Consider the following 26,363-nt stretch of genomic DNA (forward strand, 5'->3'; position numbering starts at 1 on the left):
CCGCTCGCGGGATCGCCCGCCTTCAGGCCAGCACGGTGCCGCTGGCCTCGCCCAGCCCGATGCGCACCGCGCCTTCGCGCTCGCACCAGCCGCGCAGGATCAGCGTGTCGCCGTCCTGCAGGAAGGTGCGCTGCTCGCCGTTGGGCAAGGTGATCGGCTGCTTGCCGCCCACGCTCATCTCGGCCAGAGAGCCGGCGGTGTCCAGCGACGGGCCCGACAGCGTGCCCGAGCCCATCAGGTCGCCGGGCTGCAGGTTGCAGCCGTTGACCGTGTGGTGGGCCACCAGTTGTGCCGGCGTCCAGTAGGCCGCTTCCTTGAGCTTGCCGAGCGAGAGGCGCGTGGGCGCCTGGCCGTCGGCGCGCATCTTGGCGGTCTGGATCAGCACCTCCAGCTGCATGTCGATGTGGCCGTGCGCGCGGTTGCCGGCACCGTCCAGGTAGGGCAGCGGCTGCGGGTCGCCCTCGGGCCGGCTGAAGGGTGCGCGGAAGGGCGCCAGGGCCTCCATCGTCACGATCCAGGGCGAGACGGTGGAGCCGAAGTTCTTCGACAGGAAAGGCCCCAGCGGCTGGTATTCCCAGGCCTGGATGTCGCGCGCCGACCAGTCGTTGAACAGGGCCACGCCGAACAGGTGGTCCTCGGCCTGGTCGATGGCCACGGGCTCGCCGAGTGCATTGCCCTGGCCGATGAACCAGGCGAGCTCCAGCTCGTAGTCCAGGCGCTTGCAGGGGCCGAAGCTGGGTTCGGCGGCGTCGGGCGCCTTGGTCTGGCCGCGCGGGCGCCTGAAGGCGGTGCCGCTCGGAATGATCGAGCTGGCGCGGCCGTGGTAGCCGATGGGCACCCACTTGTAGTTGGGCAGCAGCGGGTTGTCCGGGCGGAACTGGCGGCCGATGTTGGTGGCGTGGTGCACGCTCGTGTAGAAGTCGGTGTAGTCGCCCACCTTGCAGGGCACCGCGAGTTCGCAGGCCGACTGCGGCACCAGCGCCGCGGCCCAGGCGGCCTGCTGCGTGCTGCCCTGGGCCAGGCCGTCGGACAGGCGCTGACGCAGCGCCACGCGCTCGGCGGGCGCCGCGGCCATCAGCGCATTCATGTCGTCATGGTCCACCAGGCCGGCGGCGCGCAGGTCTAGCACCTGGTCGCCGATGGCGACGCCGATGCGCAGGCTCGTGTCGCTGCTGCCGGCGCGGCGGAAGCGGCCGAAGGGCAGGTTCTGGATCGGGAAGTCGCAGCCCGCCACGTTGGCGGATTCCACCCAGCTGCGCAGGTTTGGGTTGTGGGTCTTGTCGAGAAGGGTCATGGAAGAGCAGTGCAGTGGGTTCAGTCGGCGGTCATGCCCGCCTTGCGGGCCACCTCGCCGAGGCGTTGGTATTCGGACTGCGTGAGCGCGGCCAGCTCCTCGGCCGTGCTGGCACGCGGCGTGAAGCCGGCCTGCAGCAGCTTGTCGCGCACCGCGGGCTCGGCCAGGGCTTCGGCGAAGGCCTGGTTGAGCGTCTTGACGATGGCCGGCGGCAGGTGGGCCGGGCCGTAGACGCCGAACCAGGGCTCCAGCGCATAGCCCTTCAGGCCGGTCTCGGCGATGGTCGGCACGTCGGGCAGCGAAGGCGAGCGCGTCGGCCCGGCCACCGCCAGCGCGCGCAGCTTGCCGGCCTGGATGTGCGGCAGCGAGGCCGGCAGGTTGTCGAACATCACGCCCACCGTGCCGCCCAGCAGGTCGGTGATGGCCGGGCCGCTGCCCTTGTAGGCCACGTGCGTGAGCTGCGTGCCCGTCATCTGCGCGAACAGCACGCCGGCCAGGTTCATCGACGTGCCGGCGCCCGCCGTGGCATAGGGCAGGCCGGGCGTCTTCTTCGCGGCGGCGATCAGCTCGGGCACCGACTTGATGGGCGAGCTGGCCGGCACTTCGAGCACGATGGTCGAGGTGCCCAGCAGGCCGATGGCGGTGAAGTCTTTGCGCGGGTCGAAAGGCACCGACTTGTAGATGTGCGGATTCAGCGCGTTGGTGGAGATGGCGCCGAAGCCGATGGTGTAGCCGTCGGCCGGGGCCTTGGCCACCACGTCCATGCCGATGTTGCCGCCCGCGCCGCCGCGGTTGTCGATGACCACCGGCTGGCCCAGCCTCTCGGCCACGCGCTGACCGACGGTGCGCGCCACCAGGTCGGTGGTGCCGCCGGCGGTGTAGGGCACGATGAAGCGGATCGGCTTGGATGGGAATTCGGCCGCCTGAGCCTGACCGCCAAGCACCACGCCGATGCCCAGTACGCATGCGGCTCCAATGCTGGAGACGCCGCGGAACCGGCTTCGCCGGGCCGCTGGCGGCGCCCCCTTGAGGGGGGATTCGGCTACACGAAGTGAGCAAGAAACGGGGGGGAGCTTGTTCATGCTTTGAATTGGTCCTTCAGGCCGGCCCAGCAATCGGCGTAGTCGTGGTCCAGCGGGGCGGTCTCCATCGCGAAGGCGGTGGGCACGAAACGGTAGCGGCTCTCGAACATGAAGGCCAGCGTGTTGTCCAGCTTCTGCGGCTGCAGGTTGGCGCTGGAGGCCTTCTCGAAGGCTTCTTCATCCGGCCCGTGCGGCACCATGGCGTTGTGCAGGCTGGCACCGCCGGGCTTGAAGCCGCCCGGCTTGGCGTCGTACTCGCCGTAGACCAGGCCCATGAACTCGCTCATCAGGTTGCGGTGGTACCAGGGCGGACGGAAGGTGTCTTCCATCACCAGCCAGCGCGGCGGAAAGATCACGAAGTCGCAGTTGGCCGTGCCCGGCGTGTCGCTGGGCGAGGTGAGCACCGTGAAGATGGACGGATCGGGATGGTCGAAGCTGATCGAGCCGATGGTCATGAAGTTGACGGTGTCGTACTTCACCGGCGCCAGGTTGCCGTGCCAGGCCACCACGTTGAAGGGCGTGTTGCTGGCCGGCGCGCGCCAGAAGCGGCCGCCGAACTTCTTGATGAGTTCGTAGGGGCCAGCGGTGTCCTCGTAGGCCGCCACGGGCGCCATGAAGTCGCGTGGATTCGCGAGGCCGTTGGAGCCGATGGGGCCCAGCTCTGGCAGGCGGAACTGCGCGCCGTAGTTCTCGCACACGTAGCCGCGCGAGGGGCCGGCGCCGGCCTCGGTGTCGGGCAGCGCCACCTTGAAGGCCAGGCCGCGCGGCAGCAGGGCGATCTCGCCCGGCTTCACGTCCAGCACGCCCAGCTCGGTGGTGATGCGCAGGCGGCCCTGCTGGGGCACCACCAGCAGCTCGCCGTCGGCATTGACGAAGGCGCGGCGGTCCATCGACTTCGTGGCCAGGTACACGTGGGCGGCCACGCCCGTCTGCGCGTCGGCGTCGCCGTTGGCGGCCAGGGTGCGCATGCCTTCGACGAAGTCGGCCTCCACGCCGGCCTCGAAGGGGATCGGGTGCCAGCGCAGCGGCTCGGGGGCCAGGGCGGCGGCCCGGTCGCCGCCGGTGGTCCACAGCGGCTGGGCCCAGGCCTGGTAGCGGCCGGCCACCACGCTGGGCTGGCGACGGTACAGCCAGCTGCGGCGGTTCTGGTGGCGCGGTGCGGTGAAGGCGGTGCCGGAGATCAGTTCCGGGTACAGCTGCAGCGGCGCGCGCTGCGGGCTGTTGCGGCCCTGCGGCAACGCGCCGGCCACTGCCTCGGTGGCGTATTCGTTGCCGAAGCCGCTCTGGTAGCGCAGGGAGGAAGAGGGGTCGGAGGCGGTCATGGGAATCCTCGCAAAGGTGGACGGACCGAGGCCGCAGGGCCATGCGATCCGGATTGGCTCCAATTAGTTTTAATGAAATGAGTTCGACTATGCCGAACTGGCGGCGAGTGTAGGCCGCGCATCTGGTAATGTCTAACGATTTACAAATCAACGAATTCGGGCGGGTGATGGCGGAAGACGGCGAACGCGGCGCACAGCGTGGCATCCAGAGCATCGAGGTGGGCGGCACCCTGCTGCAGGCCCTGGTGCACACCGGCCGGCCCATGCCGCTGAAGGCGCTGGCGCAGGAGGCCGGCATGACGCCGGCCAAGGCGCATCCCTATGTGGTGAGCTTCGGCCGGCTGGGCCTGATCGAGCAGGACGGCGCCACGGGCCATTACCAGCTCGGCCCGCTGGCGCTGCAACTGGGGCTGATCGCCATGGCGCAGACCAACCCCGTGCAACTGGCCACGCCGGTGATCGAGACGCTGGCCCGGCGCACCGGCCACACGCTGGCGCTGGCCGTGTGGGGCGAGCGCGGCGCCACCATCGTGCGCACGGCCGAGTCGCCCGCGGCGGTGCATGTGGCGATGCGCCATGGCACCGTGTTCTCGCTCACGGGCACGGCCTCGGGCCGGCTCTTCGGCGCCTACCTGGACGAAGCGGTCGTGCGCGCCGCGCTGGAGGCCGAGCGGGCCCGCGCGCAGCCGGGCGAGGCCGGCATGCCCGCGCCGGCGCCGCTGCCCGACTGGAACGCCTTCGAGGCCCAGCTGCGCGAGGTGCGTGCGCGCGGCCTGTCGCGCTCCGAGGGCGAGGTGCTGCCCGGCATCAGCGCCATGGCCTCGCCGGTCTTCGATGCGGGCGGGCGCATCGTCATCGCGCTCACGGCCATCGGCGCCTCCGCCGTCTTCGACACGCGCTGGGACGGCCGCCTGGCGGCGGTGCTGCGCGAGGCGGCGGCCGACATCTCGGCGCGCCTGGGCGCCCGACGGCCCGGCTGACGCCCTGCTGCGGCATCGCTGCAACGGCGCCCCCCATAAAGGCGGTGGCCCGTCGCGCAGAGAGGCCCTGGCCGCGGCGATACTCGCGCTTTTCTCCAGATGACGGTCCTGCGGCCGTCCCCCTAGCCCGCGCCCATGTTCAGAAAGCCCCTGACGCGCCATGTTCTCTGCATGTCCGGAGGGGCGGTGCTGGCCGTGGTGCTGTGCCTGGCCTTCGGCGCCTGGTCCGTGCAGCGCGACCGGGCCGAGCAGGCCGGCGAACTGGCCGACAGCTACGTCAACCTGGCGCGCCGGATCACCGGCGAGGCGGTCGAGACCATCGACGCCATCCATGCCGAGCCGGCCGAATGCGGCCCCCAGGAAGTCGCGCGCCTGCGGGCCCTGGTGCTCAACAGCCGCTTCCTCAAGGCCGCTTCCCGGCTGGAGAACGGGCAGGTGGTCTGCACCTCGATCATCGGCCGCGTGGACCCGCCGGCGCAGCCCCCGCGGGTGGACCTGGCCGGCGACGGCGGCCGGCGCATCTCCTTCAACGTGCCCGAGCTGGGCGCGCCCGGCAGCCGCTCGATGGTCATCCGCGAAGGCAACGCCATGGTCTCCATCCATGCGCGCACCTTCATCGACCTGGCCGACCCGCGGCTGGACTTCGCCCTGGTGGCCAAGGACGGCGACGTGGGACGGCTGCTGTTCACCAACACGCCCGCGCTGCAGGGGCTGGAGCGCGTCTCCGGCACCGAACCCACGCTCACCTTCAACGGCCAGCGCTACCAGGTGCGCTGCCTGCAGGCCTACACCGGCTGCATCGTGGCCACGCTGCGGGTGCCGCAGGGCGTGTGGGGCTCGCCGGTGATGATCGAGATGGGGGCCTTCGGCCTCCTGCTGGGCCTGAGCGGCGGCTTTGCGTTCAGCGCCTTCCTGGGACGCTCGCGCTCGCTCAGCCGCCAGCTGCTGCTGGCCATGCGCAGTGGCGAGCTGCGTGTGGTCTACCAGCCCATCGTGCGCCTGTCCGACCGTCGACGCGTGGGTGCCGAAGCCCTGCTGCGCTGGACCGATGCCACCGGCAAGCCGGTGAGCCCCGACGCCTTCATCAGCGAGGCCGAGCGCAACGGCATGATCGGGCAGGTCACGCGCTTCGTGATCAGCCGCGTGCTGGAGGACCTGGGCGACGGCCTGCGCCGGCGGCCGGACTTCCAGGTCACGGTCAACGTCTCGGCCGACGACCTGATGGACAGCGGCTTCCTGCCCTTCCTGTCGGCGCGGCTGCAGGCGGCGCGGCTGCAGGCCTGCAGCATCGGGCTGGAGCTGACGGAGCGCACCACCGCCAACAGCCGCGAACTCAGCCGCGCCATCGCCCGCGTGCGCGAGGCGGGGCACAAGGTCTACATCGACGACTTCGGCACCGACTATTCGAGCCTGTCGTACCTGTCGCGGCTGCGGGTGGACGCGATCAAGATCAACCGCACCTTCATGCAGGCGCTGCACGACCAGAGCGACCAGGACACCATCGCGCCGCAGATCGTGGTGATGGCCGAGGTGCTGGGCCTGACCATGGTGGTCGAAGGCATCGAGGAAGAGCAGCAGGCCGCCTACTTCCACACCCTGGCGCCCGACGCGCTGGCGCAGGGCTGGCTGTTCAGCAAGCCGGTGGAAGCGTCGCTGCTGTTCAGCTGACACCTCCCGCCGCTTCGCGGGACGGCGGCGATGACTTCAAGGCCCCTCTCCCCTCGCGGGAGAGGGGCTGGGGAGAGGGGGGCACGCCCCAACCTCAACCCTGCTTCGCCGCTTCCAGCACGTCTCGCGTGCGCTCGGCCTCGCGGCGGGCGGCCGCGGCGAAGTCGGCGCCGCTGCTGGCGTAGCAGATGGCGCGGGACGAGTTCACGATGATCGGCGCGTCCTCGCGCCAGCCGGCGCGCACGGTGGCCACCGCATCGCCGCCCTGGGCGCCCACGCCGGGGATCAGCAGCGGCACCGTCGGCGCCAGTTCGCGCACTCGGCGGATCTCCTGCGGATAAGTCGCGCCCACCACCAGGCCGAGCTGGCCATTGAGGTTCCACGGCCCCTGCGCCAGCGAGGCCACATGCTCGTACAGCAGCGGCTGGCCCGGCACGTCGGCCAGGCGCTGGCTCTGCAGGTCGTCGCCGCCCGGGTTGCTGGTGCGGCACAGCAGGAAGGCGCCCTTGTGCGGGTAGCGCAGGTAAGGCGAGACGGAATCGAAGCCCATGAAGGGCGACAGCGTCACCGCGTCGGCGCCGTAGCGCTCGAAGGCCTCGGCCGCATACTGCTCGGCGGTGGAGCCGATGTCGCCGCGCTTGGCGTCCAGGATGACCGGCACCTGCGGCGCCACGGCCCGCATGTGGGCCATCAGGCGCTCCAGCTGGTCCTCGGCGCGGTGCGCGGCAAAGTAGGCGATCTGCGGCTTGAAGGCGATCACCAGATCGGCCGCGGCCTCGACGATGGCGGCGCAAAAGTCGTAGATGCGGGTGGCATCGCCCTTCATGCCGTCGGGAAAGCGGGAGGGCTCCGGGTCCAGCCCCACGCACAGCATGGAGCGGTTCTGGCGCTGCGCGGCCTGCAGCTGATCGAGGAAAGACATGGGGCGCGATTCTAGGAGGCGCCCCTCCGGCGTCTCAGCTGCCCGCGGCGGCGATGCGCTCGAACTCGGCGGCGGCCAGGCACAGGTCGGCCCAGGCGCGCGCCTTGTCGGCTGGCGTGCGCAGCAGGTAGGCCGGCGCATAGCTGGCGACCACGGCCGTGCGGCCGTCGGCGCAGCGGCCGACCTGGGCGCGCAGCCGGCCCAGCGGCTGGGCGCCGAGCAGCTGCTGCGCCGCCAGCGGGCCCAGTGCCAGCACCATGCGCGGCGCGAGTTCTCGGCAGGCATGGCCGAAGCCGGCCTCGAAGGCTTCGTCGTCCTCGCCCTCGGGCACGCCGGGTGCGGGCCGGTGCACCCGCTGCAGGTGCACGGGCGCTGAGCCGGTGTGCAGTCGCAGGGCGCGCAGCATCTGGTCGAGCAGCCGGCCGGCGTCGCCAGCGAAGGCGGCCCCATGGCGGCCATCGGGGCCGGGCGGCATGTCGACCAGCACCAGCCAGCCGCCCGGTGCGGGCGCGTCGCCGCCGGCGCCGGCCGGCAGGTACAGGCGTTGGGCCGGCTCGATGCGCACGGCGGCGGTTCCGGTCCGTGCGGAGGGTGCGCCGGTTCGTGGGGGCGGGGACGCCGTGGCGGAGGAGGGCGCCTCGGCCGCCGGACGGCGACCGGGCGTGGAGGAAGCCGGCGCCTCCTGGCGCACGGCTGGTGGCGCTGCCGCGGAAGGCGGCATGTCCTCCGGCGGCACGTCGTCGATCCATGCTGGCGGGCCGTCGTCCGAAAGCGCCGCGTGGGGCGTGTCGGCGCCCGGGCGATCCATCGGCGGGCGGGCCGTGCGGGCGACCGCGGGCTCGCCAATGTGCTCGCCGCCAAGCGCAGTGGGTGCGGTGGCCTGGGCTGTCTCAGCCGCAGCGACCGGTGCCGCCACCTCCGCCGTCTGCGTCGGCCACCAGACCTTGACGCCCATCTCCTCCAGCATGGCGCGCTGGCGCGCATCGAGCATCAGGCTCATCTCGGGCTTCCTGGGCGTGCGAACGCGCGTGCGTGCGGCGCGCCCTGTTGAATGGGGGCGGAGGACGGCGTCACGGGGCCGTGCCCTCCAGCCGCAGGCTCATCACGATCGCGTCCTCACGACGGCCGGGCGCGGCCGGGTAGTAGCCCTTGCGCTGGCCCACGCGGCGGAAGCCGTGGCGCTCGTACACCTGCTGGGCGCGCGTGTTGCTCACCCGCACCTCCAGCCACAGCCAGCCGGCCCCTTGCGCGCGCGACCACACGCCCAGCGCCGTCAGCATCAGCGCCGCCCAGCCCTGGTGCTGGAAGGCGGGGGCCACGGTGATGTTGAGCAGGTGCACCTCGTCCACGCCCTTCATGGCGACGAAGTAGCCGATCAGCGTGTCGGGCGGTGCGCGCCGGCCGGCAGCGTCGGCGCCGAAGCCGGGCGCCTCGGGCGTCGCGGGCCCGACCAGGCACATGCAGTGGTAGCCGGCATGCATCGAGTCGATGAAGTTGCCGCGCGTCCAAGGATGGGTGTAGGCCTGCTGCTCGATGGGCAGCAGCGCGTCGAGGTGGGTGACGCGCATGGGCTCCAGCCGCGCTTCGGGCAGTTGGGGCAGTGCGCTCACGGACGAGGACTCCGCGTGAAAGGCCGGGGCGCGGCGCTGGCCGGGCAGTGACGGGCGCTGCTCATGCCTGCGTCGCGCCTGCGGCGCTCTTGATCGCCTCGCGCTCGGCCGTGGTCTGGGCCACCTTGTCGCGCACGTACAGCGGCTGGGCCTCGGCGGCGGGCACGGCGCGGCCGGCGGCGAGCATCGCCGGGGCCAGGCGCAGCAGCGCCGTGGCGGTGGGCAGGCAGGCATGGCGCGGTGCATCGGCGGGCAGGCGCTCGCCATAGGCCGCGACGGCGTTGCCGGCGAGCAGGAAGCCGGGCGGTACCTGCACCTGCTCGGGGGCCATGAGACGCGGCGCCTCGCAGTGGCCGGCGGCGGTGTCGCAGGCGGCGGCATAGACCTCGTCCATGCGCGCATCGAGCACCGCCAGCACCTGCGCCGCGCCGGTGGCATGGCGGGCCTCTTCGGCCACGGCCTGCAGCGTGTCGATGGGCAGCACCGGAATGTCCGCCCCATAGCCCAGGCCCTGTGCCACCGCACAGGCGGTGCGCAGGCCGGTGAAGGCGCCGGGGCCACGGCCGAAGACGATGGCCTGCAATGCGCCCAGCGTCAGCCCGGCTTCGGCCAGCAGTTCGTGGATCAGCGGGATCAGCGCGGCCGAGGCCTGCGCGCCGCCGGCCTGTGTGCGGGCGATCACGCGGTCGCCGTGCTGCACGGCCACCGACAGCGTGTCGGTGCTGCAATCGAAGGCGAGGAGTTCAGGCATTGCAACCCTTCGTCGTGGCGCAGGCCGGCACCGCGGCCGCTGCGGCCGGCGCCTTGCGCTGCACGCCCAGCAGGATGCCGGTGGTCACCAGCGCCAGGCCGGCCAGCAGGCCCGGATGCAGCGGCTCGCCCAGGAAGAAGACCGCCGACAGCGCCGACAGGCCCGGCACCAGCGCCGTGATCATGGTGGTCCGCACGGGGCCGAAGTAGCCGATCATCTTCGTGAAGGTGATGCCCGAGATCACCACCGAGCCGATGCCCTGGAAGGCCATCTGGAAAGCGATGGCGCCCCAGGGGGCGCTGGGCAGCTTGCTGTGCACGACGCCCGCCCAGACCAGCAGGGCATACAGCGGCACATAGGTCAGCAGCGCGAACATGGTGATGGCGATGGTGGCGCGCACCGCGTCCAGCGCGTGGCGGCGCACGATGACGCCGTAGCAGGCCCAGCAGAAGGCGGCGGACATGAAGAGCAGGTCGCCCTTCCACACATCGGCCGCGCCGCCCGCGTCCGCGCCGCCGAAGGCCTGCAGCAGGCTGCGCCCACCCACCATCAGGTCGCCTGCGACGATCAGGCCCAGTCCGGCGGCCCGCAGCGGCGTGATGCGGTCGCGCAGCACCACCGCCGCCAGCAGCGCCGTCCACAGCGGCAGGCTGCCAGGCATCAGCACCGCGGCATGGCCGGCCGGCGCGAAGAAGAAGCCCGAATACGCCAGGCCCGCATAGAGCACCGCGCCGAAGATGCCGGCCAGCGCGCTGAGCCGCAGCGAGAGGGGCGACAGGCCGAACAGCGACCCGGCCCGGGTGTCGCCCGCCCGCCGGGCCTGCGCCACCAGCCAGGCGCCCCAGGGCGCGAGCACCACGCTGGCGCCCAGGATGCGGGCCAGACCGATGTCCAGCGGCCCCAGCGAGCGGCCGGCGGTGGCGCGGGAGATGACGATGAAGCCCGTCCACACCAGCACGGTGATGACGGCCGAGCCGACACCCACCGCCCGGGGAGACAGGCGCAGGAGCGGTCGGTCGGCAGCAGGCATCGGGCGATTATCGAGGGGCCTCGCCGCGGTCGTCGGCGCCGGGGGCTTGCGGGGGCCGACCGGCCACGGTCACCGCCGCGCCAGCCGCGCGCAGGGCGGCCACCGCCGCCTCGGATGCCTGGGGCGCCACCAGCACCGTGCCGGCCTCGGCCAGCGGCGCGATCACATAGGGCGAGGCGGCACCGAGCTTCTCGGAGGACGCCATCACGACCGTCTCGGCCGAGGCGGCCATCAGCGCGCGCTTGATGGCGGCTTCCTCCATGTCGGCGGTGGTCAGGCCCGCCTGCGCATGCACGCCGGTCACGCCCAGGAAGCAGGTGTCGGCATGGATGCGGGCGATGGCCTCGGTGGCTGCGGCGCCCACCGCCACCACCGAATGCTTGAACAGCCGGCCGCCGATCAGTACCACCTCCACGCCGGGGTGTTCCACGAGCGCCACCGCCACCGACGGGCTGTGCGTGACCACCGTGGCCCGCAGCGCGGCGGGCAGGTGACGCGCCAGTTGCACGGCCGTGGTGCCGCCGTCGACGAACACCACCTGCCCGGGCCGCACCATGGCGGCCGCGGCGCGACCGATGGCCACCTTCTCCTGCGGGGCCAGGCGCTCGCGGCCGGCGAAGTCGACCTCGGCGGCCGCCATCGGCAGCGCGCCGCCGTGCACCCGCTGGAGCTTGCCCTGCGCTGCGAGCTCCCGCAGGTCGCGGCGGATGGTGTCTTCCGACAGGCCCAGCGATTCGCCGAACGCCTTGGCCACCACCTGGCCGTCGCGGCGGAGGGCGTCGAGGATGAGCTGGTGGCGCTGGCGGGTGAGCATGGCGCGATGGTAGCCAGGGCCGCATGAAGTTGCACGAAATTTCTTGATATTGCACGAGTGTGCGCCTAGCATCCGCCGCCATGACTTCCACCAGCGAACGCGTCCGGGTGCGCGACGTCACCCTGCTCTCCGACAACTGGTACACGCTCAAGACCACGCGCTTCGACTGGCAGCGCCGGGACGGGCGTTGGCAGACCCAGCAGCGCGAGACCTACGACCGCGGCAATGGCGCCGTCCTGCTGGCCTACGACCTGGCGCGGCGCACCGTGCTGCTGGTGCGGCAGTTCCGTTATCCGGCCTTCGTCAACGGCCACGACGGCCTGCTCATCGAGGCCGCGGCGGGCCTGCTGGACGATGCCGCGCCCGAGGCCCGCATCCGCGCCGAGGCCGAGGAGGAACTGGGCTACCGCCTGGGCGAGGTGCGCAAGTTGTTCGAGGCCTTCATGAGCCCCGGCTCAGTCACCGAGAAGCTGCATTTCTTCGTCGCACCCTACGACGCCGCCATGCGCATCGGCGACGGCGGCGGTCTGGCCGAGGAGGGCGAAGACATCGAGGTGCTGGAGCTGCCTTTCGACGAAGCGCTCGCCATGACGGCGGACGGCCGCATCGCCGATGCGAAGACGATCCTGCTGCTGTACCACGCGCAGTTGCACCTGTTCGGGCCGCGCGGCGGCTGAGCCGGGCACGTTCCAGGCGAATGGGGCAGGGTGCGCGCGTGACGATGGCCCGCGTCGCATCCCGCCATTCCCCGCGGAGCGCCCGCGCCGGGGCACGCTCAAGGGCGAGGGCGCTGCCGCCGCCGTGCCGGGGCGCTGACCAGCGTGCCGCGGCCTGCTGGGGCATGCATCGCTCCGGATAATCCCGGCGCATGCCTGTGCGCCGCTTCTCTCCCTGCCTTTCCCGCCTCCCGCTTCTCACCTTGCTGCGCGCCGCGGCGCTGGCCGCCACAGTCGCGGGAGCGCCGGCACTGGCGCAGCCCTCGCCAGCGGTCCCTGCCGGCGCTGCCATGCCGTCCACGGCGCTGCCGCCCTCCGTCGAAGCCGCCCTGGCCCGCGCCAAGGTGCCGCGCGATGCCGTCACCTTCTTCGTGGCCGACGCCGAGGGCCGACAGCCCCCGCGCCTGGCCTGGCGGGCGCAGGAGCTGGTCAACCCGGCTTCGGTGATGAAGCTGGTCACCACCTATGCCGCGCTCGACCTGCTGGGCCCCGCCTACACCTGGAGCACGCCGGTGTACGCCGACGGCGCCGTGGTCGACGGCACCCTGCAGGGCAACCTGTACCTGCGCGGCCAGGGCGACCCCACGATGGTGGTCGAGCGGCTCTGGCTGCTGCTGCGCCGCGTGCAGGCTCTGGGCATCCGCCGCATCGCCGGCGACGTGGTGGTCGACCGCAGCGCCTTCGACGCCGCCGTCGAGAGCGACCCGGCCGCCTTCGACGGCGAGCCGCTGCGGCCTTACAACGCCTCGCCCGATGCCTTCCTCGTCAACTTCCGCTCGGTCACGCTGGACTTCACGCCCGAGGCCGGCGGCCGCTTCGCGCTGGTGAGCGCCGAGCCGCCGCTCGCGGGCGTCAGCTTTCCGACGCGCGTGCCGCTGGTTGCCGGCGAATGCGGCGACTGGCGCACAGCCCTGCAGGCCGACTTCACCGACCATACGCAACCGCGCTTTGCCGGCGCGCTGCCGGCCGCCTGCGGCGCGCGCAGCTGGCCCGTGGCCTGGCCCGATCCGCAGCGCTTCGGCCTGCGCGCCATCGGCGGCCTGTGGCAGCAGATGGGCGGTCAGATCGACGGCCAGCTGCGCCTGGGTACCGTGCCGACGGGCGCGCGCCTGCTGTTCGAGGCCGCCTCGCCGCCCCTGGGCCAGGTGGTGCGCGACATCAACAAGTACAGCAACAACGTGATGACCCAGCAGCTCTTCCTGACGCTGGGCCTGACGCAACGCCAGCGCGGCAGCTTCGACGTCGCGCGCGCCGCCGTGCGGCAATGGTGGACGTCGCGCGTGGGCGGCAACGAGCCGGCGCCGGTGATGGTCAACGGCGCCGGCCTCTCGCGCGAGGACCGGCTCACCGCGGCTGGCCTGGCGCGCATGCTGCAGGTCGCCTGGCGCTCGCCGGTCATGCCGGAGCTGATCGCCTCACTGCCCGTGATGGGCGTGGACGGCACGCTGCGCAATCGGCCGGCGACCACGTCGGCGCACCTCAAGACCGGCAGCCTGCGCGATGTGGCGGCGATTGCTGGCTATGTGGATGGCGCCGGGGGGCGCAGATGGGTGGTCGTCGCGATTGCCAATGATCCGGTGGCTGGGGCGGCGAGGCCGGCGTTCGATGCGCTGGTGGAGTGGGTGGCGAGGTCAAACTAGGGTCAAGAGCGACATGGCCGTCGCAGAGCGATGAGGGCACTGCATTGTTCCGTGCAGCCATCAGATACCAACCGCAAAGGAGGAGAGGATGGCCACGCTGATCTGGTGCGCGCCGATGTTCTATGGCTCGCCGCGCGATGAAAGCGCGTTCTTCACGTGGCTGCAGTCGATCCCAGGTGTCCTGTCGGTCAGGGGCTGCGGAAAGGAGTTGCACATACGGCTGCGATCACGTGGCCTTTCCAGGCCAAGCCTTCTGGAGTTCTTGGCGCTGTATCACCGATATGGCGGCAACATCCAGGAACTTGTGCCGTTCGTGACCCCCGAAAACCTGCAATTGTTCAATGACCCAAGTGCGTACTGGCGGTCAAGCGCGCGTGGCCCGTCGCAAGCCCGCCGCGCGTCCTAGGCTTTCGCGCAAAGTCACGCAGCGGCGCGCATCAACCGATCCCGCACACCTTCCCACTCCGGGCCATCGGGCGGCGTCTCGATCCAGATCAGCTTGGCGCCCTCGTCGTCGAACTGCCGCAGCAGCGCGAACAGTTGCCGCGCCGCCTCGGCCGCGTCGTCGGGCATGCGGCGCAGGATCAGGCGCTGCGAGCGGCTCTTGAGCGGGGTGCGCGACCACACGGCGATGTGCGCCGCCTGCGCGCCCAGCACGTCCAGCGCGGACTGCAGCATGCGACCGTCCATCAGCCGCACCTTGGCCGCCGGCGCGTAGTGCGACTCCAGCGTGCCCGAGGCGCGCGGGTCGGGCTGGGCCAGCTCGGCTTGGCTGCGCAGGCGCTCGCCGGCCACGCGCTCGATCTGCGCGCGGGTGATGACGCCCGGGCGCAGCAGCACCGGCGCGCCGCGGCTGCAGTCGACGATGGTCGACTCGATGCCCACGGTGCAGGGGCCGCCATCCACGATCAGCAGGTCGTCACCGAATTCGCCGGCGACGTGCGCGGCGGTGGTCGGGCTCACGCGGCCGAAGCGGTTGGCGCTGGGGCCGGCCAACCCGGGCACGCCGTGGCGGGCGCATGCATGCAGCAGCGCTTGCGCCACCGGGTGGTCGGGGCAGCGCAGGCCGATGGTGTCCTGCCCGCCCGCGGCGGCCGCGCCCACGCCGGGCTGGCGAGTGGCGATGAGCGTCAGCGGGCCGGGCCAGAAGGCATCGGCCAGCGCGCGCCCGAAGGCCGGCAGCGGCTGCGCGAAGCGCGACAGCGACTCGGCCTGTCGCAGCTTGTCGGGCAGGTGCACGATCAGCGGATGGTCCGAGGGTCGGCCCTTGGCGCGGAAGATGCCGCGCGTGGCGTCGTCGTTGGCCGCGTCGGCCCCCAGGCCGTAGACCGTCTCGGTGGGAAAGGCCACCAGCTCGCCCGCCCGCAGCGCGAGGGCGGCGCGTTCGATGGCGTGGCTGTCCTGGCCGTCGAGGATCATCGCGGGCTCAGCAGGCGGTGCTCTCGGGCAGGCCGAGCAGGGCCGCAGCCTGGGCGGCGGCGGCGCGCACGCCGGCAACGTCGGCGCCGGTGATGTTCAGGTGTCCCATCTTGCGCCCGCGCCGCGCCTCGGTCTTGCCGTAGAGGTGCAGGTGGGTGCCGGGCAGGGCCAGCACCTGGGCCCAGGCCGGGTCGCGCTGCTGGTCGCTGCCTTCGGCGAACCACAGGTCGCCCAGCAGGTTGAGCATGATGGCCGGGCTGTGCTGGCGCGGCGTCACCAGCGGCAGGCCGGCCAGGGTGCGCACCTGCAGGTCGAACTGCGAGATGTCGCAGGCGTCCATGGTGTAGTGGCCGCTGTTGTGCGGGCGCGGCGCCATCTCGTTGGCGACGAGGCTGCCGTCTTCCAGCATGAAGAACTCGACGCACAGCACGCCGACGTAGCCGATGCCTTCGGCGATGGCGCGTGCGGCCTCGACGCCGCGGGCCGCGACGGCGGGCGGCAGGGCCTGGTCATGCACCTCGGTCACGGCCAGGATGCCGCCGCGGTGCAGGTTGCGCTGGGGCGGAAAGTGCACCGCCTGGCCATCATGGCCGCGGGCCACGATCACCGAGCATTCCAGCGCCAGCGGCAGGCGCTTTTCGAGCACGCAGGGCACGCGGCCGGTGGCCTCCCACGCCGCAGCGAGTTCGGCCAGGGTCTGCACGCCCTGCTGGCCCTTGCCGTCGTAGCCCATGCGCGCGGTCTTGAGGATGCCGGGTAGCAGGTCGGCCGAGACGGCGGCCAGGTGGTCGGCGTTCTCGATCACCGCATACGGCGCACAGCCAATGCCGCTGGCGGCGCTGCAGCGCACGAAATGCGCCTTCTCGCGGATGCGGTCCTGCGCGATGGCCACGGCATCGGCCGCGGGCGCCACCGGCACATCGCCGGCCAGCGTGGCCAGGGCCTGGGCCGGGACGTTCTCGAACTCGGTGGTGACGGCATCGGCCAGGCGCGAGAGGCGGCCCAGGGCGTCGCTGTCCAGGTAATCCGCGTGCAGGTGGTGGTGGCTGATGCGGCCGGCGGGGCTATCCGGATCGGGGTCGAGCACCGCGGTGAAGTAGCCCGTGGCCTGGGCCGCGTGCACGAACATGCGGCCCAGTTGGCCGCCGCCCATCACGCCCAGCGTGCTGCCGGGCAGCAGGGGCAGGGTCTTGCGGCCCGGAGCCGTGACCTTGGGGCTCACAGCGCGCCTCCGCCCTGGGGCGAGAACACGGGCGCCGCCGCTGCGGCGGCCGGTGTGCCCTCGGCGGGCGGTGGCAGCGTCATGGCCTCGGCGACGCGGGTCTGGGCGGAACGAAAGTCGTCGAGCTTCTGGCGCAGTGCCGGGTCGTTGACCGCCAGCATGGCCACCGCGAACAGGGCCGCATTGGCCGCCCCCGCCGTGCCGATGGCGAAGGTGCCGACCGGGATGCCCTTGGGCATCTGCACGATGCTGTAGAGCGAATCCACGCCCTGCAGGTGGCGGCTGGCCACCGGCACACCGAGCACGGGCACCGTGGTCTTGGCGGCCAGCATGCCGGGCAGGTGGGCGGCGCCGCCGGCGCCCGCGATGATGGCCGTCAGGCCGCGGGAGGCGGCCTTTTCGGCATAGGCGAACAGGGCGTCCGGCATGCGGTGCGCCGAGACGACGCGTGTTTCGTGGGCGATGCCGAATTGCTGGAGAATCTCGGCCGCATGGCGCATCGTCTCCCAGTCGGAGTTCGAGCCCATGACCACGCCGACCTGGATGGTTTCACTCATCTTTCAATTTTACGTTTCGGCCCCAGCTGGAACGGGAATCTGAATCGGCCGGGCGCCCGGCCATCCCCCAACGACGCAGCCTCACCCATGATCGACATCACCCTCGACAACTTCCAGACCGAACTGGTCGAAGCCTCGCTCGCCACGCCGGTGCTGCTGGACATCTGGGCCGAATGGTGCGGCCCCTGCAAGCAACTGGGCCCGGTGCTGGAGAAGCTGGAGGTCGAATACGGCGGCCGCTTCATCCTGGCCAAGCTCGACGCCGACAAGGTGCCGCAGATCTCCAGCCAGCTGTCCCAGATGTTCGGCGTGCGCAGCATTCCCTTCTGCGTGATGTTCTCGGGCGGCCAGCCGGTGGACGGCTTCGTCGGCGCCCTGCCGGCCGACAAGATTCGCGAGTTCCTGGACAAGCACGTGCCCGGTGCCGACGAGCTGGCCGCGCAGCAGGAGGAAGAGGCCGCGCAGGAGGCCCTGGCCGAAGGCGACACCGACGGCGCGCTCGAAAAGCTGCAGCATGCCGTGGCCACCGACCCGTCCAACGACGACGCGCGCTTCGACTACGTCAAGCTGCTGCTGCAGATGGGCCGCACGGACGACGCCAAGGTGGCCTTCGCACCGGTGATCGACCGCCGCTCGCTGGTGCGCCGCTTCGACTCGCTGCAGCGCTGGATGGACGCGCTGGACGCCGCCGAAGGCGCGGACATCGCCGCGCTGGACGCCCGCATCGCCGCCAACCGCCGCGACTTCGATGCCCGCTACGCCCGCGCCCAGGCGCTGGTGGCGCAGCAGCAGTGGACCGAGGCGATGGACGAACTGCTCGAGATCCTCATGCGCGACCGCAGCTGGAACGAAGAGCTGGCGCGCAAGACCTACATCGCCATCCTCGACGTGATCGAGCCGCCCAAGCCCAAGGTGGCCGAAGGCCAGATTCCGCCGGACGATCCAGTGGTGGCGACGTACCGCCGCCGGCTGTCGAGCGTGATCCTGAGCTGAGCGCTTCCGCTGCGACTCCATGAAAAAAGCGCCTCGATGACGAGGCGCTTTTTCTTTGTCCGCGCTGCGGCGGGCAGGGGACGGCTCAGCCCAGCGCGGTGCGCAGGCGGTCGCCCGCGTAGGCCATCGCATCGCGGGCCTTCTGCAGCACGGCTGCGGCGCCGAAGAACTCGTGCGCCACGCCCTCGTAGTCGCGGCGTTCGACCGGCACGCCCGCATCGCGCAGGGCGGATTCCAGCTTGGCGCCATCGCTGCGCAGCGGGTCCAGTCGTGCATTGACGATCGTCACCGGCGGCAGGCCGGCCAGGTCGGCGTCGATCAACGACAGGCGCGTGTCCTTCAGGTCCTCTTCCGAATTGACGAGGTGGTCCACGAACCACTTCACCATGGCGCGGTTCAGCGGCTTGGCGATGGCGTTCTCGAGGTAGGACTCGGTGTTGAGGCTGGTCTGCGCAACGGGGTAGACCGACAGTACGTGCCGCGGGGCCGGCAGGCCGGCGTCACGCACGGCAATGGCCGTGGCCACGGCCAGGTTGCCACCGGCGCTCTCGCCGGCCAGGGCCATGCGCACCGGGTCGCCGCCCAGCGAGGCCGCGTTCTGACTCAACCAACGGTAGGCCGCCAGCGCGTCGTCCCATGCGGCGGGAAAGCGGTGCTCGGGCGCCTGGCGGTAGTCCACCGACACCACGATGGCATTGGCCGCCTTGGCCAGGCCACGGGCGCCCGCGTCGTAGACATCCTTGTCGGCGATCACCCAGCCGCCACCATGAAAGTACAGGATCACCGGAAAAGGCCCAACGCCCTGCGGCGTGTAGACATTGGCCGGCAGCGCACCGACGGCGCCGTCGACGGTGATGGTCTTCATCGTCACGCCGGGCACCAGCGCTTCGGGATCGGTCGACTGGCCCCGCTTTGTCAGCATCGCGATGACGGCGTCCTTGACGGTTGGCTGCTGGCGGGCTTCGGCCACCTCCAGCTTCTCGATGGCCTTGGTGTTGAGCGACTCGTGCGCCTTGGCAAGTTCGATCTGGTCGTCATCGGCGCGCAGGGCGGCGATGGCGTTGGAAGCGGCATTGACGATGGGATTGGGCTCGCCGTGGCTCATGGGCAGGGTTCCTTGTGTTGAGCGGCAGGGCCGCAGCCCAGGTGGCTGCGGGACTGGCATATACCTTCGCCGCGCCCGGCCGGACGCCGCGTGCGCGGCCAGGACCGTGCGACGTAGGCGGGGGCTCTCGTCGCTGGTGGGCGTCTTGCCCTCAGGGCGTGACGGACGGGCCGCGCAGTCCCGTGCCTGAGGGTGTGCGACGCGCCCGCCGCCTCCTTCGTGATCGAGGCCCTGACCCTCACGAGCCCTTGGAAAAGGCCGCGGGCCGCGCCTCAGGTGCCCTGCACGTACGGATTGCTGCGCCGCTCGCGACCGAAGCTGCTTTCCGGCCCATGCCCAGGAATGAACACCGTCTCATCGCCCATGGGCCACAGCCGCTGCACGATGCTGTCGATCAGCTGCGGATGGCTGCCGCCCGGAAAGTCGGTGCGCCCGATGCTGCCGGCGAAGAGCACATCGCCCACGAAGGCCCGCTGCGCGCTGGCGGAATGGAAGACCACATGGCCCGGCGTGTGGCCCGGGCAGTGGCGCACCGTCAGCGTCTCCTCGCCCAGCGTCGCCGTGTCGCCATCGGCCAGCCAGCGCGTGGGCGTGAAGGGGCGCGCGGGCGGAAAGCCGAACATCGCGCTCTGCTGCGGCAGGCCGTCGATCCAGAACTGGTCACCCGGGTGCGGTCCCACGATGGGCAGGCCCAGGCGCTCAGCCAGCTCGCCGGTGCCGCCGGCATGGTCGATGTGGGCATGCGTGAGCCACAGCTGCTCCAGCGCCAGGCCGCGCGACTCGGCCGCGGCGATGAGCCGGTCGATCTCGCCGCCCGGGTCGATCAGCGCGGCCTTGTTCGTCGCATCGCACCAGACGAGCGAGCAGTTCTGCTGGAAGGGCGTGACGGGAAGGATCTGGTAGCGCAGCATGGCGAAGGCGGTCGTGTGTCGGAGCCGGCGATTGTCGCGACCGCCATGCCCCGACGGCGGCGCACCGCCCGCCTGCGTCTCAGCCCGCGCGCGAGCCGATGACGCGGCAGCAGGCCGTGGCCCGCGCCACCTCGGTGCCGGCCTGTTCGAGCACCGCCTCCACGTAGCAAATGCTGCGTCCGCCGCCCACGATGGCCGAGCGGCCCTGCAGGCGGCCGGGCCGGGCCGGCGCGAGGAAGCTCAGGTTCAGCGTCAGCGTGACCACGCCGCCGCCGCCTTCGCCCGCGCGGGCGTCCACGACGGCGGCACACAGGTCGTCCAGCATGGCGGCGAGCATGCCGCCCTGCACCGTGCCCGCGGGGTTGAGGAAGGCGGCCGTGGCCTCGTATTCGGCGGCCAGCGTGCCGGCCGTGGTGTCCAGTGCGAGCAGGCGGCCACCGAGCAGGGTGGCGATGGGCGGTTCGGGGCGTCCGGGCAGCATGCGTTTCTCCATCAGGGGGTGGCGAGCCCCAGCCGGCGCAGTGTCGCGGCCTTGAGGCGGCTGTCCTCGCGCAGGTGCCGTTCGAAGTCGGCGGCGGGGCGGAAGTCCACCACCTGGTTCGCGCGCCGGGCCCAGTCCTGGTAGCGCGGCGAAGCCACGGCCTGCCGGCATGCGCTTTCCAGCCGCTGCACCACCGCGTCCGGCGTGCGGGCCGGCGCCAGGACGCCGCCGAAGCTGGCCTGTACCACGTCCACGCCCGCTTCCTGGAGCGTCGGCACCTCGGCGAAGGCGGGATGGCGCCGGTCGGAATAGACGGCCAGCAGGCGCAGGGCTCCGCTGCCCAACTGGCCGGTGATGGAACTGACCAGCACGGCGCCGAAGCCCAGGCGCCCGGCCATCAAGTCCTGCAGCATCGGCGCATCGCCCTTGTAGGGCACATGCGTCAGGCTGACGTGCGCCACCGCCTCGATGTCGGCCGTGCCCAGATGCGGGATGGAGCCGGTGCCCGAAGTGCCGTAGCTGATGGCGCCCGGCTCACGGCGCGCCGCGGCGAGCAGATCGGCCACGCTGCGCCAGGGCGAGGCCGCCGGCACCGCGATGGCGAAGATGTTGTCGAACACCTGGCACACGGGCCGGAAGCTGTCGAGCCCGTAGTTCAGCCGGAGCCGGTGCGGTTCGCTCGACAGCGGCACCGCCGGCGTGAAGGCCAGCGTGTAGCCGTCGGGCCGGGCCGCCGCCACCGCGTTCAGGCCGATGGTGCCGGCCGCGCCTTCGCGGTTGCTCACGACCACCGGCTGGCCCAGGGGCTCGGCCAGTGCCTCGGCGAGGTTGCGGGCGTTGAGGTCCAGCCCGCCCCCGGCCGCGAAGGGCACCACCATCTGCAGGGGCCGCTGGGGAAACTCCTGCGCCGGGGCGCCGAGCGAAAGGGCGGCCAGCAGCAGGCCGAGGGCGGCCCGCGCGCCGCGATGCAGCACGTCGTTCATGGGCGCGCCGCCCTCACTCGTCCCGGATGCCGTTGCGCAGCACGCCGATGGCGTCGACCTCGATCTCGCAGACGTCGCCGGGCTTCATGAACACGGGCGGCGTGCGCTTGTTGCCCACGCCGCCGGGCGTGCCGGTGACGATCACGTCGCCCGGCTCCAGCGGGATGAAGGTGGAGATGTAGGCGATCTGGGCCGGGATGCTGTGCACCATCATGTCGGTGGTGGCGCGCTGCATCTCCTGGCCATTGAGGCGCGTGACCAGCGTCATCTTCTGGTCGGGGGCGATCTCGTCGGCCGTGACCATCCAGGGGCCGAAGGCGCCGGTCTTCCAGAAGTTCTTGCCGGGGGCCCACTGCGAGGTGTGCAACTGCCAGTCGCGCACGCTGCCGTCGTTGTAGCAGCTGTAGCCGGCGATGTGCGACCACGAATCCGCCTCGCTGATGTGGCGGCCGCCTTTGCCGATGACGATGGCGATCTCGCCTTCGTAGTCGAGGCGCTCGGAGGCCTGGGGCCGCACGATGTCCTCGCCATGGGCCAGTTGCGAGTCGGCCACGCGCAGGAAGATCACCGGCTTCTCGGTCTCGGTCTTGCCGGTCTCGCGGATGTGCTCGCCGTAGTTCAGGCCGATGCAGAAGATCTTGCCGGGGTTGGGGATCACCGGCAGCAGCGTCACCTCCGACAGCGGCAGCGTGGCGCGGGCGGCTTCGACATGGGCTGCCGCCTGCGATGCCAGGCCTGCAGCGATGAAGGCCTTGAGGTCCGGCGCCTGCGCGCCGAACACCGCATGCAGGTCGACGACGCGGTCGCCGACGAGGGCGCCGTAGCCGTCCTGGCCGTTGTACTGGTAGCTGATGAGTCTCATGGGATTCCTTGGGAGGAGAGGGGTTGGTGCTAGGCCAGCCGACCTCCGATCCGCGTCGCGGCCTCGGTGATCAGACGGACCATCTTTTCAAGGTCGACGATCGCCAGGCGCGAGGTATCGAACACGAGGGAGATGGCGGCCCAGGCGCCGCCATCCGACTTGAGAACGGGCGCGGCCACGGCCGCCAGCTGGGGCTCCAGCTCGCCCTTGGAGACATAGTGGCCCGCCTTGCGGATGGCCGCGAAGTGGCGCCGGAACTCGGCCCAGTCGCCGGGCAGGCCGCAGCGCACGGCCTCGTCGCGCCGGGCGTCGAACAGCTTCTTCAGCGGCGCCGTGCCCAGCGTGGCGAGCAGCACCTTGGGCGCCGCGCCCTGGAACAGCGGCCGCGGCCGGCCGCGCGTGTAGGCCAGCGTGGCGGGCGTGCCGCCCATCTCGCGGTGCGTGTCCAGCACCTGCTGGCCGAAGGCCTCGGTCACCACGCAGTCGAAGCCGGTGGCATCGACCAGCTCGCGCAGCACCGGCAGGCCCACCTTGAGCACCGGATCGGCACGGCGGATGTAGTGGTCCAGCAAGATGATGCGCGGCCCCAGTGCGTAGTGCGAATCCTCCACGCGCTGCAGCAGGCCCACCTGCAGCAGCTGGCGCACATAGCGGTAGCTGGTGGGCAGCGAGACCTCCAGCGCCTTGGCGATGTCCTCGGCGGTGCGGGTGACGTGGTGGTCGTCGAAGAGGTCGAGCACGCCCAGCATGCGTTCCAGGCTGGACGAGGACGAAGGTTCGGACAAGGTGGGGCCCCGGGATGTGGGTCGTCATGGCGCCACCGGGAGGTACTGGGAGATGCGGTCCAGCTCGGAGCCCGTGCGCGCCACGCCGACGATGTAGCGGTCGGGCCGTAGTATCACGGCGCCCGCCTGGTGGCGGCGCAGCCAGTCCGCCAGCGGCGGGTCGGGCTCGTCGATGACCAGGGCCTGGCTGCGGGCCCAGCGCTCGGCGGTGCCGGGCGCCGCAGCGGCCAGCAGTTCGCGCTGGCCGATCACGGCGCTGCGGCGGCCCAGCAGCTCGTCCAGCAGCCGGCCATCGGCCAGCCGCGGCTGGGGAAAGGGCCGGCCCGCCAGGTCCTGCTGGAGCGCGTCGAAGGCACCGGCGCCCAGCAGTTGCGGCGGCAGCTCGAAGACCTCCGGCTCGCCGCTGGCGAAGCGGGCGTCGCGCTCGGCCGCCGCGGCCGGGTCGGTGGTCTGGATGATGCCGCCCAGGCGCACGGCCAGCTCGATCAGGGCGCGCACATGCGGCTTGCGCTCGGACTCGTAGGTGTCCAGCAGGGCGTCGGGTGCGCGGCCGGCGAGCACCGCGTCCAGCTTCCAGGCCAGGTTGGCGGCATCGCGGATGCCGGCGCACATGCCCTGGCCCAGGAAGGGCGGCGTCTGGTGGCAGGCATCGCCGGCCAGCAGCAGCCGGCCCTGGCGCCAGCCGTCGGCGATCACCGAATGGAAGGTGTAGATGGCGGCCCGCTCCAGCCGGGCCTGATCGGGCCGCACCCAGGGCGCGACCAGCTTCCACAGGTTCTCGGGCTGCACCAGGGCCTCGCGGTCGTCGCCGGGCAGCACCATGATCTCCCAGCGGCGGCGGTTGCCCACCACGTTGCAGTAGGTCATGGGCCGGCGCGGGTCGCAGTGCTGCACGGTGTGCGGCGGCAGGTCCACCGGCTCGGTCAGCACCACGTCGAACACCAGCCAGGGCTGGCGCAGGCCCAGGTCCACCATCGGGCTGCCCATGTGCTGGCGCACCGGCGAGCGGGCGCCGTCGCAGCCCACCACCCAGCGGGCGCGGGCCTCGAAGCTGCCGCCGTCGCCGCCCTGGCTGCCGTGCAGCGTGGCGCCTTCGCTGTCCACGTCGATGGCGGTCAGGGCGGTGCCCAGCCGCACATGCACGTTCGGAAAGCGCGCCAGGCCTTCGCGCAGCACGGCCTCCAGCTCGGGCTGGTGGAAGTAGTAGTTGTTGGCGCCACCGTGCGGCCCCAGCGCCGCGGTGCCGCCGCGGATCAGCAGCGTCTGGCCCGCGCCGTTGACGAAGTGCATGCCCTGCGTGCCGGGCCGCGAGATGGCCAGCACCGGCTCGCGCAGGCCCGCCGCCTGGAAGATGCGCAGCACCTCGCCGTCGTAATGGATGGCCCGCGGCAGGGGAAAGATGTCGCGTTCCTTCTCGACCACCAGCACCGAGCGCCCGGCGGCCCCCAGCAGGTTGGCCAGCGTGGCGCCCGTGGGGCCCAGCCCCACGATGGCCACGTCGTACACGGGCGCCGGCTCAGCCATGCTGGTCTTCCTGCATGCGGCGGGTGACCTCGGCCTGCCATTGCGCGCGGCTCATGAACTTGGGAAAGCGCTTCGCAATGGCCTCGGCCTGCGCCAGGATGGCCTCGTCGCTCTGGGCGAGGTCGATGGGCTCGCGCAGCGGCTGCTCGCAGTACCAGGGCGTGTCCATGAACAGCTCCAGCCGGTTGCCCTCCGGGTCGCGGCAGTAGACGGAGACGGCGTTGCCGTGCGTCACCGGCAGCATCTCGCTCGCGCCCTCGGCCAGCAGCCGGTCATGGAAGGCGCGCAGCGTCGCCACGTCGGGCACGCGGAAGGACAGCTGGTTGACCACGTTGAAGGCCATGTCCGCCGGCCGGCCGGTGGCCAGCACCAGCTGGTGGTGCTCGCTGGGATCGCGGCTCAGGAAGACCAACTGCACCGGACCCAGGTCGCCCGCGTCGGTCTGGGTGAAGCGCAGGGCGCGCTTGTAGAAGCCGGCCATGCGGGCCAAGTCGGTGACGTACAGGCCGATGTGGCTGAACTGCAGCTGCAGGGGTGTTTGAAGGGTCAACTTTGTCTCCGAACGAGAACGGAAGGCCTGGCAGGCCATTCGATTGGACGAATCGTATTGTGATTATCGTATTTTGACAATAAACAATGTATTCGTATGATCCGACCCCGTGCAATCGGCACGGGTTCGCAAACGGAGACATTCATGACCATCCTCAAGAGGCTCGCCGCCAGCGCGGCCGCCCTGCCGCTCGTGGCGGCCTTCGCTCTGGCGCCCACCGGCGCGGGCGCCCAGCCCGACTACCCCAGCAAGCCGGTGCGCATCATTGCCCCCTTCCCCGCGGGCAGCGGCCCCGACGCCAACGCCCGCGAGCTGGCCGCGGAGCTCACCAAGATCCTGGGCCAGTCCTTCTATGTGGAGAACCGCCCGGGCGCCTCCAACATCATTGGCACCGAGGTGGCGGCCAAGGCCGCCAACGACGGCTACTCGCTCTACATCGGCACCACCAGCTCGCTGTCGGTCGTGCCGCACCTCTACAGCAAGCTGCCCTTCAATGCCGAGCGCGACTTCGCGCCCATCAGCCTGCTGGGCGTGCTCAACACGGGGCTGATCGCCACGCCGTCGGTGCCGGCCAAGGACGCGCGCGAACTGGTCGCCCAGCTCAAGGCCAAGCCCGATTCGGTCACCGTGGCCACGCAGGGCATCGGCAGCTATTCGCACCTGTCGGCCGTGTGGTTCAACAGCGTGGCGGGCGTGAAGTCGAACCTGGTGCCCTACAACAGCAACAGCCCCTATGCCGACCTGCTGGCCGGCCAGATCCAGCTGATGTTCGACGGCCTGCCCGCGGCGGCCACCAACGTGCAGGCGGGCAAGCTCAAGCTGCTGGCCATCACCGGCCGCGAGCGGCATCCCAGCTTTCCCAACGTGCCCACCTTCGCCGAGCAGGGCCTGCCCGACTACACGCCCATCGCCTGGCAGGGCCTGCTGGCGCCGGCCGGCACGGCGCCGGCCATCCTGGAGAAGCTGAGCGCGGCCATGGGCAAGGTCTGCCAGTCGCCCGAGCTGGCCAAGAAGTGGCGCGACTATGGCGGCGAGCTGCGCTGCAACACGCCGGCCGAGTTCACCGCCTTCATCCAGGCCGACCGCGCGATGTGGGGCAAGGTCGTGCGCGCCGCGGGCGTGAAGCTGGACTGAGGGGCGGC

General features: G+C 71.6%; 27 protein-coding genes. 7 read left to right on the forward strand and 20 right to left on the reverse strand.

Annotation, left to right across the window (positions count from 1 at the left end; translation table 11 throughout):
• Positions 1-22: 22 nt before the first annotated feature.
• The 3 genes from fahA to hmgA form a co-directional block, all read right to left on the reverse strand.
• The gene (fahA, locus tag DFR41_RS04885) at positions 23-1,294 is read right to left on the reverse strand and encodes a fumarylacetoacetase (protein ID WP_017758269.1); all 1,272 of its coding nucleotides are present in this window, start codon (positions 1,292-1,294) and stop codon (positions 23-25) included.
• A 20-nt stretch (positions 1,295-1,314) separates the two neighbouring features.
• Entirely contained in the window at positions 1,315-2,271 is a 957-nt protein-coding gene (locus DFR41_RS04890) for a Bug family tripartite tricarboxylate transporter substrate binding protein (RefSeq protein ID WP_425326687.1), read from the reverse strand.
• A 101-nt stretch (positions 2,272-2,372) separates the two neighbouring features.
• Entirely contained in the window at positions 2,373-3,698 is a 1,326-nt protein-coding gene (gene hmgA, locus DFR41_RS04895) for a homogentisate 1,2-dioxygenase (protein WP_114801887.1), read from the reverse strand.
• Positions 3,699-3,865: 167 nt separating this feature from the next.
• On the opposite strand from hmgA, the gene DFR41_RS04900 reads away from it, so the two are divergent.
• On the forward strand, positions 3,866-4,678 hold the full coding sequence (locus DFR41_RS04900) for an IclR family transcriptional regulator (RefSeq protein ID WP_170159324.1): 813 nt from the start codon (positions 3,866-3,868) through the stop codon (positions 4,676-4,678).
• Positions 4,679-4,813: 135 nt separating this feature from the next.
• The gene (locus tag DFR41_RS04905) at positions 4,814-6,346 is read left to right on the forward strand and encodes an EAL domain-containing protein (RefSeq protein WP_114801889.1); all 1,533 of its coding nucleotides are present in this window, start codon (positions 4,814-4,816) and stop codon (positions 6,344-6,346) included.
• Positions 6,347-6,440: 94 nt separating this feature from the next.
• Here DFR41_RS04905 and pyrF read toward each other — a convergent pair whose 3' ends face one another.
• The 6 genes from pyrF to DFR41_RS04935 form a co-directional block, all read right to left on the reverse strand.
• A complete protein-coding gene (gene pyrF, locus DFR41_RS04910) occupies positions 6,441-7,268 on the reverse strand; it encodes an orotidine-5'-phosphate decarboxylase (protein ID WP_114801890.1) in 828 nt (275 codons plus the stop codon).
• A gap of 34 nt (positions 7,269-7,302) precedes the next feature.
• Entirely contained in the window at positions 7,303-8,268 is a 966-nt protein-coding gene (locus DFR41_RS04915; RefSeq protein WP_114801891.1) for a uracil-DNA glycosylase family protein, read from the reverse strand.
• Between the two features lie 70 nt (positions 8,269-8,338).
• Positions 8,339-8,878 carry a GNAT family N-acetyltransferase gene (locus DFR41_RS04920; RefSeq protein ID WP_017757592.1) on the reverse strand — a complete coding sequence of 180 codons (540 nt, stop codon included), beginning with the start codon at positions 8,876-8,878 and terminating at the stop codon, positions 8,339-8,341.
• A gap of 61 nt (positions 8,879-8,939) precedes the next feature.
• Positions 8,940-9,629, reverse strand: a complete 690-nt coding sequence (gene tsaB, locus DFR41_RS04925) for a tRNA (adenosine(37)-N6)-threonylcarbamoyltransferase complex dimerization subunit type 1 TsaB (RefSeq protein WP_114801892.1) — start codon at positions 9,627-9,629, stop codon at positions 8,940-8,942.
• Positions 9,622-10,659: a DMT family transporter gene (locus DFR41_RS04930; RefSeq protein ID WP_114801893.1), complete on the reverse strand. Its 1,038-nt coding sequence runs from the start codon at positions 10,657-10,659 to the stop codon at positions 9,622-9,624. The genes tsaB and DFR41_RS04930 overlap by 8 nt, the downstream gene beginning before the upstream one ends.
• Positions 10,660-10,666: 7 nt before the next feature.
• Positions 10,667-11,473: a DeoR/GlpR family DNA-binding transcription regulator gene (locus DFR41_RS04935; RefSeq protein ID WP_114801894.1), complete on the reverse strand. Its 807-nt coding sequence runs from the start codon at positions 11,471-11,473 to the stop codon at positions 10,667-10,669.
• Between the two features lie 80 nt (positions 11,474-11,553).
• Between DFR41_RS04935 and DFR41_RS04940 the strand changes: the two genes are divergently transcribed.
• The 3 genes from DFR41_RS04940 to DFR41_RS04950 all read left to right on the forward strand — a co-directional run bounded on the left by DFR41_RS04940 (position 11,554) and on the right by DFR41_RS04950 (position 14,235).
• The gene (locus DFR41_RS04940; protein WP_114801895.1) at positions 11,554-12,150 is read left to right on the forward strand and encodes an NUDIX hydrolase; all 597 of its coding nucleotides are present in this window, start codon (positions 11,554-11,556) and stop codon (positions 12,148-12,150) included.
• Positions 12,151-12,479: 329 nt separating this feature from the next.
• The gene (gene dacB, locus DFR41_RS04945; RefSeq protein WP_114801896.1) at positions 12,480-13,829 is read left to right on the forward strand and encodes a D-alanyl-D-alanine carboxypeptidase/D-alanyl-D-alanine endopeptidase; all 1,350 of its coding nucleotides are present in this window, start codon (positions 12,480-12,482) and stop codon (positions 13,827-13,829) included.
• An 88-nt stretch (positions 13,830-13,917) separates the two neighbouring features.
• Positions 13,918-14,235 carry a hypothetical protein gene (locus DFR41_RS04950; protein ID WP_017759221.1) on the forward strand — a complete coding sequence of 106 codons (318 nt, stop codon included), beginning with the start codon at positions 13,918-13,920 and terminating at the stop codon, positions 14,233-14,235.
• Positions 14,236-14,249: 14 nt separating this feature from the next.
• Here the strand turns inward: DFR41_RS04950 and DFR41_RS04955 are convergent, their stop codons facing one another.
• The 3 genes from DFR41_RS04955 to purE are packed head-to-tail and all read right to left on the reverse strand — an operon-like array spanning position 14,250 to position 17,027.
• Positions 14,250-15,248, reverse strand: coding sequence for an L-threonylcarbamoyladenylate synthase (locus DFR41_RS04955; protein WP_114801897.1), 999 nt, complete (start codon positions 15,246-15,248; stop codon positions 14,250-14,252).
• Between the two features lie 7 nt (positions 15,249-15,255).
• Entirely contained in the window at positions 15,256-16,470 is a 1,215-nt protein-coding gene (locus tag DFR41_RS04960; RefSeq protein ID WP_017757928.1) for a 5-(carboxyamino)imidazole ribonucleotide synthase, read from the reverse strand.
• The gene (gene purE, locus DFR41_RS04965) at positions 16,467-17,027 is read right to left on the reverse strand and encodes a 5-(carboxyamino)imidazole ribonucleotide mutase (protein WP_017757929.1); all 561 of its coding nucleotides are present in this window, start codon (positions 17,025-17,027) and stop codon (positions 16,467-16,469) included. The genes DFR41_RS04960 and purE overlap by 4 nt, the downstream gene beginning before the upstream one ends.
• 87 nt (positions 17,028-17,114) lie before the next feature.
• Between purE and DFR41_RS04970 the strand changes: the two genes are divergently transcribed.
• Entirely contained in the window at positions 17,115-18,020 is a 906-nt protein-coding gene (locus tag DFR41_RS04970) for a tetratricopeptide repeat protein (protein ID WP_114801898.1), read from the forward strand.
• Between the two features lie 85 nt (positions 18,021-18,105).
• Here the strand turns inward: DFR41_RS04970 and DFR41_RS04975 are convergent, their stop codons facing one another.
• From DFR41_RS04975 to DFR41_RS05010, 8 genes are all read right to left on the reverse strand, one after another.
• Positions 18,106-19,125 carry an alpha/beta hydrolase gene (locus DFR41_RS04975; protein WP_114801899.1) on the reverse strand — a complete coding sequence of 340 codons (1,020 nt, stop codon included), beginning with the start codon at positions 19,123-19,125 and terminating at the stop codon, positions 18,106-18,108.
• A 272-nt stretch (positions 19,126-19,397) separates the two neighbouring features.
• The gene (locus tag DFR41_RS04980; protein WP_114801900.1) at positions 19,398-20,036 is read right to left on the reverse strand and encodes an MBL fold metallo-hydrolase; all 639 of its coding nucleotides are present in this window, start codon (positions 20,034-20,036) and stop codon (positions 19,398-19,400) included.
• A 79-nt stretch (positions 20,037-20,115) separates the two neighbouring features.
• Entirely contained in the window at positions 20,116-20,517 is a 402-nt protein-coding gene (locus tag DFR41_RS04985) for a PaaI family thioesterase (RefSeq protein WP_244917650.1), read from the reverse strand.
• 11 nt (positions 20,518-20,528) lie between these two features.
• A complete protein-coding gene (locus tag DFR41_RS04990; RefSeq protein ID WP_114801902.1) occupies positions 20,529-21,500 on the reverse strand; it encodes a tripartite tricarboxylate transporter substrate binding protein in 972 nt (323 codons plus the stop codon).
• Between the two features lie 13 nt (positions 21,501-21,513).
• Positions 21,514-22,362, reverse strand: a complete 849-nt coding sequence (locus DFR41_RS04995; protein ID WP_114801903.1) for a fumarylacetoacetate hydrolase family protein — start codon at positions 22,360-22,362, stop codon at positions 21,514-21,516.
• Positions 22,363-22,391: 29 nt separating this feature from the next.
• A complete protein-coding gene (locus DFR41_RS05000; protein ID WP_244917651.1) occupies positions 22,392-23,147 on the reverse strand; it encodes an IclR family transcriptional regulator in 756 nt (251 codons plus the stop codon).
• Between the two features lie 24 nt (positions 23,148-23,171).
• On the reverse strand, positions 23,172-24,671 hold the full coding sequence (gene mhpA / locus DFR41_RS05005) for a bifunctional 3-(3-hydroxy-phenyl)propionate/3-hydroxycinnamic acid hydroxylase MhpA (RefSeq protein WP_114801905.1): 1,500 nt from the start codon (positions 24,669-24,671) through the stop codon (positions 23,172-23,174).
• Positions 24,664-25,221, reverse strand: a complete 558-nt coding sequence (locus DFR41_RS05010) for a VOC family protein (protein ID WP_114801906.1) — start codon at positions 25,219-25,221, stop codon at positions 24,664-24,666. Before DFR41_RS05010 ends, mhpA begins: the two co-directional genes overlap by 8 nt.
• 144 nt (positions 25,222-25,365) lie before the next feature.
• On the opposite strand from DFR41_RS05010, the gene DFR41_RS05015 reads away from it, so the two are divergent.
• On the forward strand, positions 25,366-26,355 hold the full coding sequence (locus DFR41_RS05015) for a Bug family tripartite tricarboxylate transporter substrate binding protein (RefSeq protein WP_114801907.1): 990 nt from the start codon (positions 25,366-25,368) through the stop codon (positions 26,353-26,355).
• Positions 26,356-26,363: the final 8 nt, after the last annotated feature.

It is taken from the genome of Pseudacidovorax intermedius (assembly GCF_003350475.1).
Classification (GTDB): Bacteria; Pseudomonadota; Gammaproteobacteria; order Burkholderiales; family Burkholderiaceae_C; genus Xenophilus; species Xenophilus intermedius.